Source organism: Candidatus Streptomyces philanthi, assembly GCF_059553635.1.
The window spans coordinates 1-4,510 of sequence record NZ_JCANQV010000388.1; the positions used below are offsets into that span (position 1 = coordinate 1).

At 72.9% G+C, this 4,510-nt stretch carries 4 protein-coding genes and 1 pseudogene; 1 reads left to right on the top strand and 4 read right to left on the bottom strand.

Going from position 1 to position 4,510, the window contains the following annotated elements:
* Positions 1-270 (top strand): annotated as a pseudogene (locus tag AC51EU_RS27475) (hypothetical protein); the annotation flags it as partial.
* A gap of 204 nt (positions 271-474) precedes the next feature.
* Here the strand turns inward: AC51EU_RS27475 and AC51EU_RS27480 are convergent.
* From AC51EU_RS27480 to AC51EU_RS27495, 4 genes are all read right to left on the bottom strand, one after another.
* Positions 475-1,572 carry a C40 family peptidase gene (locus AC51EU_RS27480; protein WP_496269785.1) on the bottom strand — a complete coding sequence of 366 codons (1,098 nt, stop codon included), beginning with the start codon at positions 1,570-1,572 and terminating at the stop codon, positions 475-477.
* Between the two features lie 53 nt (positions 1,573-1,625).
* A complete protein-coding gene (locus tag AC51EU_RS27485) occupies positions 1,626-2,810 on the bottom strand; it encodes an SPFH domain-containing protein (protein WP_496269786.1) in 1,185 nt (394 codons plus the stop codon).
* Positions 2,811-3,225: 415 nt separating this feature from the next.
* Complete coding sequence (locus AC51EU_RS27490; RefSeq protein ID WP_496269787.1) at positions 3,226-3,732, bottom strand: MarR family winged helix-turn-helix transcriptional regulator; 507 nt, start codon at positions 3,730-3,732, stop codon at positions 3,226-3,228.
* A gap of 63 nt (positions 3,733-3,795) precedes the next feature.
* A partial coding sequence (locus AC51EU_RS27495) for an FUSC family protein (RefSeq protein WP_496269788.1) occupies positions 3,796-4,510 on the bottom strand: 715 nt, incomplete at its 5' end.

Here is a 4,510-nt window from a genome sequence, read left to right on the forward strand (position 1 = left end):
CGGGACCGCGCCCTCGCGGTGGCCGCCCGCGCCGGGTTCCGCCCGCGCTCCGGCGGCGAGGGGGCCCCGGACCGGGTGCTCTTCCACGCCTGCCCGGTCCTGGACGTCGCGCTCCGGTTCCCCCAGATCGTCTGCATGATCCACGAGGGGCGTCTCGACGAGCTCTGCGGCCCGTCGGCCTCCGTCCGTATGCGGCCGTTCTGCGCGCCGGGTGTGTGCGCGGCGGAATTGCGCGCGGTGGAGGAGGAGAAATCCGGGCCGGGGAAGTGATCCTTTTCCGGGAAAGCCGTCCGTGATTTCCCTCCGCGTGTGCTCGGCGGGGGAATTCTTGCGTGTGCGGAAAGGGGAAATGCGATCCATTCCGGTCGGAAAACGTTCCACGAAAAAGGGAGAAGGGCGGTGCCCGGCGCCGCGCACCGGTACACGGAGTACCGGTGGCGGCACCGGGCACCGCCCGGCCGGCCCGGAGCGCGGTCAGCGCACCCGGCCGTAGAGGTTGGGGTTGTACCAGCTGAACGAGGAGACGCGGACGTTCTTGCCGGGGCGCGGGGCCTCCAGGTACTGGCCGCCGCCCAGGTAGATCGCCACATGGTGGACGCCGGACGCCGCGCCGTTGCTGCTCCAGAACACCAGGTCACCGCGGCGCAGTTGGTCGCGGGAGATCCGCGAGGTGGCGCGGTACTGGTCGTCCGCCACTCGCGGGAGGGTGATGCCGGCCTGGCGGTAGGCTGCCTGGACCAGGCCCGAGCAGTCCCAGCCGTGCGGGCCGTTGCCGCCCCAGACGTAGGGGTCGCCGAGGTGGCGCGAGGCGAAGCCGATGGCGGCCTCGGTGCCGTGCCGGCTCGGTGTGCCCGACCCGGCCGACGCGCCGGAGGAGCCCGACGAGCCCGAGGAGGCGGACGAACCGGAGGAGCCGGAGCCGCCCGCGTAGCGCTGGTACTTGGACTTGTGGCTGGTCCAGTACCAGTGGCCGCCCTTCTGGTACCAGTAGACGCGGTCCTGCGCGTCCCAGCCCTGGCGTCCCCGGAAGACCGGTTCACCGGTCCGGGAGGGGCCGGGGCGGTTCGCGCTGGGGACGGACGAGGACGAGGAGCTTCCGCCCGCGTAGCGCTGGTACTTGGACTTGTGGCTGGTCCAGTACCAGTGGCCGCCCTTCTGGTACCAGTACACGCGGTCCTGCGCGTCCCAGCCCTGGTGCCCCCGGAACACCGGCTGACCGGTCCGGGAGGCACCGGTCCGGCCCGCCGTGGAGTGCCCGGAGCCGGACTGCTTCGCGGACTGGCCGGTGCGCGCGAGGTACTTGTCCTGGTGGGAGGTCCACCGCCAGGCGCCGGACGCGTCCTTGTACCAGTACTTGGAACCGTCCCATCCGGCGTGGCTCGGAGCGGGTTCCGCCGTGGCCGTCCCGGCGCCCGTCCCGAGGAGCACGGCGGCGCCGACCGCCGCCACCAGCGCACCGCGCACGGTGCAGCGCTGGCCCGCCTGCCCTCCCGGACCGGCTCCCGCCGCTCCCGCGCAGTGCGCGCAGGTGCAGTCGGCCGGTATGACCTCGGTGAATTCGGGTGTCCGCAAGCGGACCACCACCTCTCCCTGTAGCTGCCTGTGCGTCCCCGCCGAGCGGAGGCTCAGCGGGCGTCGGCCGCGCTGCCGCGCGCCGTGTAGAAGGCCACGGTCAGGTCCTTGACCAGGGCCTTGCGTTCGTAGTCGTCGAGTTCGACCAGGCCGCGCTCGGTGAGGCGGTGCACGGTGTCGTCCACCGCGTCGAGGACGGAGGTCAGCACGCCGTCGCGGTGCTTGGCGTCCAGGGCCGCGATCTGCCGGCGCTGCATCGCCGCCGCCACCTCGGGGGCGTACTCCAGACGGGTGGGCCGGGCGGAGAACACCTCGACGCCGACGGCCCGGCACTCCGCCGCCAGGAGACGGCTGATCTCGTCACCGACCGCCTCGGTGTCGCGGAGGGTGGGCACCTGCTCGTCCGCCTCGGACTCCCGGACGGGGAAGGTGTCCGCGGGCATCCGGGAGACCACCCGGGCGGTCACTGCCTCGACCTGCTCCCGCAGGTAGGAGAGGTGGTCGTCGACGGCGAGGAGGGCGCGTGCGCTGTCCTTGACCCGCCACACGACCAGCACCACGACATGGAGCTTGGCGCCCTGGGCGTCGACCACGGTCATCGGCTCGCTGCGCCAGTGCCGCAGCCGCACGTCGACGCGGTGACGCAGCGTCATCGGATTGATCCACAGCAGGCCGGTCTTCCGCACACTGCCGCGGTAGCGGCCGAAGCGGGTCAGGGCCCAGACGGTGCCGACCCGGCCCCTGGTGAGACCGCCCAGCGCGTAGAGCGCGAGGGCGCCGCAGACGGCGGCGCCGGCCCACCGCCAGGCGTCGGACTCCAACGCGGCGAACCGCTCGGGAAGTTGCTCTCCGTAGCGGATCAGCCAGCCCGCGCCGGCGGTCGCGAGGAGGGCGACGAGGATCGCCCACCAGCCGGAGCAGGAGGCGCCCTTGCGTTCGGTGAGGTCCCGGTCCGCCTTTGGCGCCGTCAGGACCTGCCGTGTGGTCTCGTTCTCCGTCCGTACGACGGGGGTTCCCGTCTGCGTCACGGAGGTCCCGGTGCGGGTGAGGGGGGACCCCGTCCGCTCGGCGGGTCTTTCGCGCTGTTCCGCGGGGCCGCCGTCGCGGAAGAGGTGGTCCACCGGTATGGAACCGTCGCCCCTGCGTATGACGAGCGTGGCCGCCTTCTGAGTCGTTGTGGGCTTGTCGCCCTCCGCGGACTTCTCCTGCGTCTCTTCCGCTTCTTCGGTCACCGACACGCCGAACTCCCCTGGGTATCCCATCAGTGCTCACCAAGGGCGTGGGCCCGCACTGGCGATCACTCGCAGAATGATACATATCAACTCGGGCATACTCATCCAATCACATCTATCACTCTCGAAACCTGATTCATCACCCTCAACTTCCTTTGACCGCAAAGGACATGACGGTGAAACGCCCTCAGAAGACCGCTGTGGCGGCGACATGACACGGTGACGGGCGGACGTTCAAACCGGTGCCTGAGCAGGGGAAAGCCCGTCCCGCGCGGGTCGCGGTTGCCGGCGGGCGGGAACGGGGTGAAGGTGGAGGTGCCGCGCGTACGGTTCCGGGCGCGCCGGAAGGCGCGTGGCGCGCGGGCGGGAGGAAGGGGGTACGGGGCAAGGGCCTCCGGCGCCCGGGGACGGACCCCGCGGGTCAGTCCATCAGGCTGCCCAGCCGACCCTCCAGGACGACCAGCAACTCCGCGAGACCGTCGGAGAGTTCCTGCTGCGCCGGGCCGCCGATGCCCTCCAGCAGCGCCGCCTCGTAGCGCAGCTGCTCGGGCAGCAGCCGGTCGATGGTGTCGCGGCCCTCGTCGGTGAGGGAGAGATGGGCGACCCGGCGGTCACGGTCGTCGGGGCGGCGGGCGACCAGTCCGCGTGCCTCCAGCTGCCGTACCCGCTTCGTCACGGCGGCACCGGACGCGAAGGTCTCCCGCGCCACCCGACCGGGGGTCAGTTCCCGGTCCGTGCGGCGCAGGGCGCCGAGGATGTCGAACTCGGGGCGGGTGAGGCCGGCGCGCCGCAGCGGGGCGTCCGCCGCCTGCTGGAGCAGGGCCGAGCAGCGGTTGAGGCGCCCGATGAGGGCCATCGGGCCGGTGTCGAGCCCCGGGTGCACCTGCTGCCACTGGCGGAGCACCCCCGCGACGATGTCCTCGGCCACCCGCACTCTCCTCTCACCCGTCCCTGCCATTGTGCCTGCCCGGCGGAGGGGCGGACGCCGGGGTCAGGGGGCCGGCGCGGTCACCGGACGGTGCCGGACCAGCCGTGCCAGGGTGCGGTGGCCCCGCTGCTCCGCGAGGGCGACGCGCTCCTCGGGCAGGGCGCGCTGCCACCACTCGCCGGACGCCACGTCGACGGCCTCACGGAGCTCGACCAGAGCGCCGGCGAGCCGGTCGCGGCAGCGCCCCGCCTCCCGAGCGGCCTCGCCGTCCTGCGGCCCGTCCGTCGGCAGCCGTGCCGCCGCGGCCTCGGCCGCCGCCAACCGGTCCAGTACGGCGTCGATCCGGTGCCCGGCGCGGCGGTTGGTGACCACCACACAGCAGGCCAGGCCGACCGCGGCGCCGACGAGCGTGTCCACCCAGCGGTCGGCGACCAGTGTCACGGCGGGCAGATGGCTGCCGAACTCGGTCAGCAGCAGCGCCATGGGCGTGACACAGACCGAGCCGAGCCAGTAGTTGCGGGTGATCCACGCCTCGGCGCCGAACTGGAGGAGCAGCGCGAGCGCGATCATCGCGAGCGGGCCGGTGCGGATCAGCGGCAGCAGCGCGGTGAACAGCAGCAGCCCCAGGAGGTTGCCCAGGGTGCGCTGGAACGCCCGCTGCCAGGTGAGGGTGGTGTTCGCCTGGAACACCGACGCCGCGGTGACCACCGCCCAGTACGGGTGCCCGACGCCGACCGCCGTCGACGCCCAGCCCGCCAGCGCGCAGCCCACCGCGACC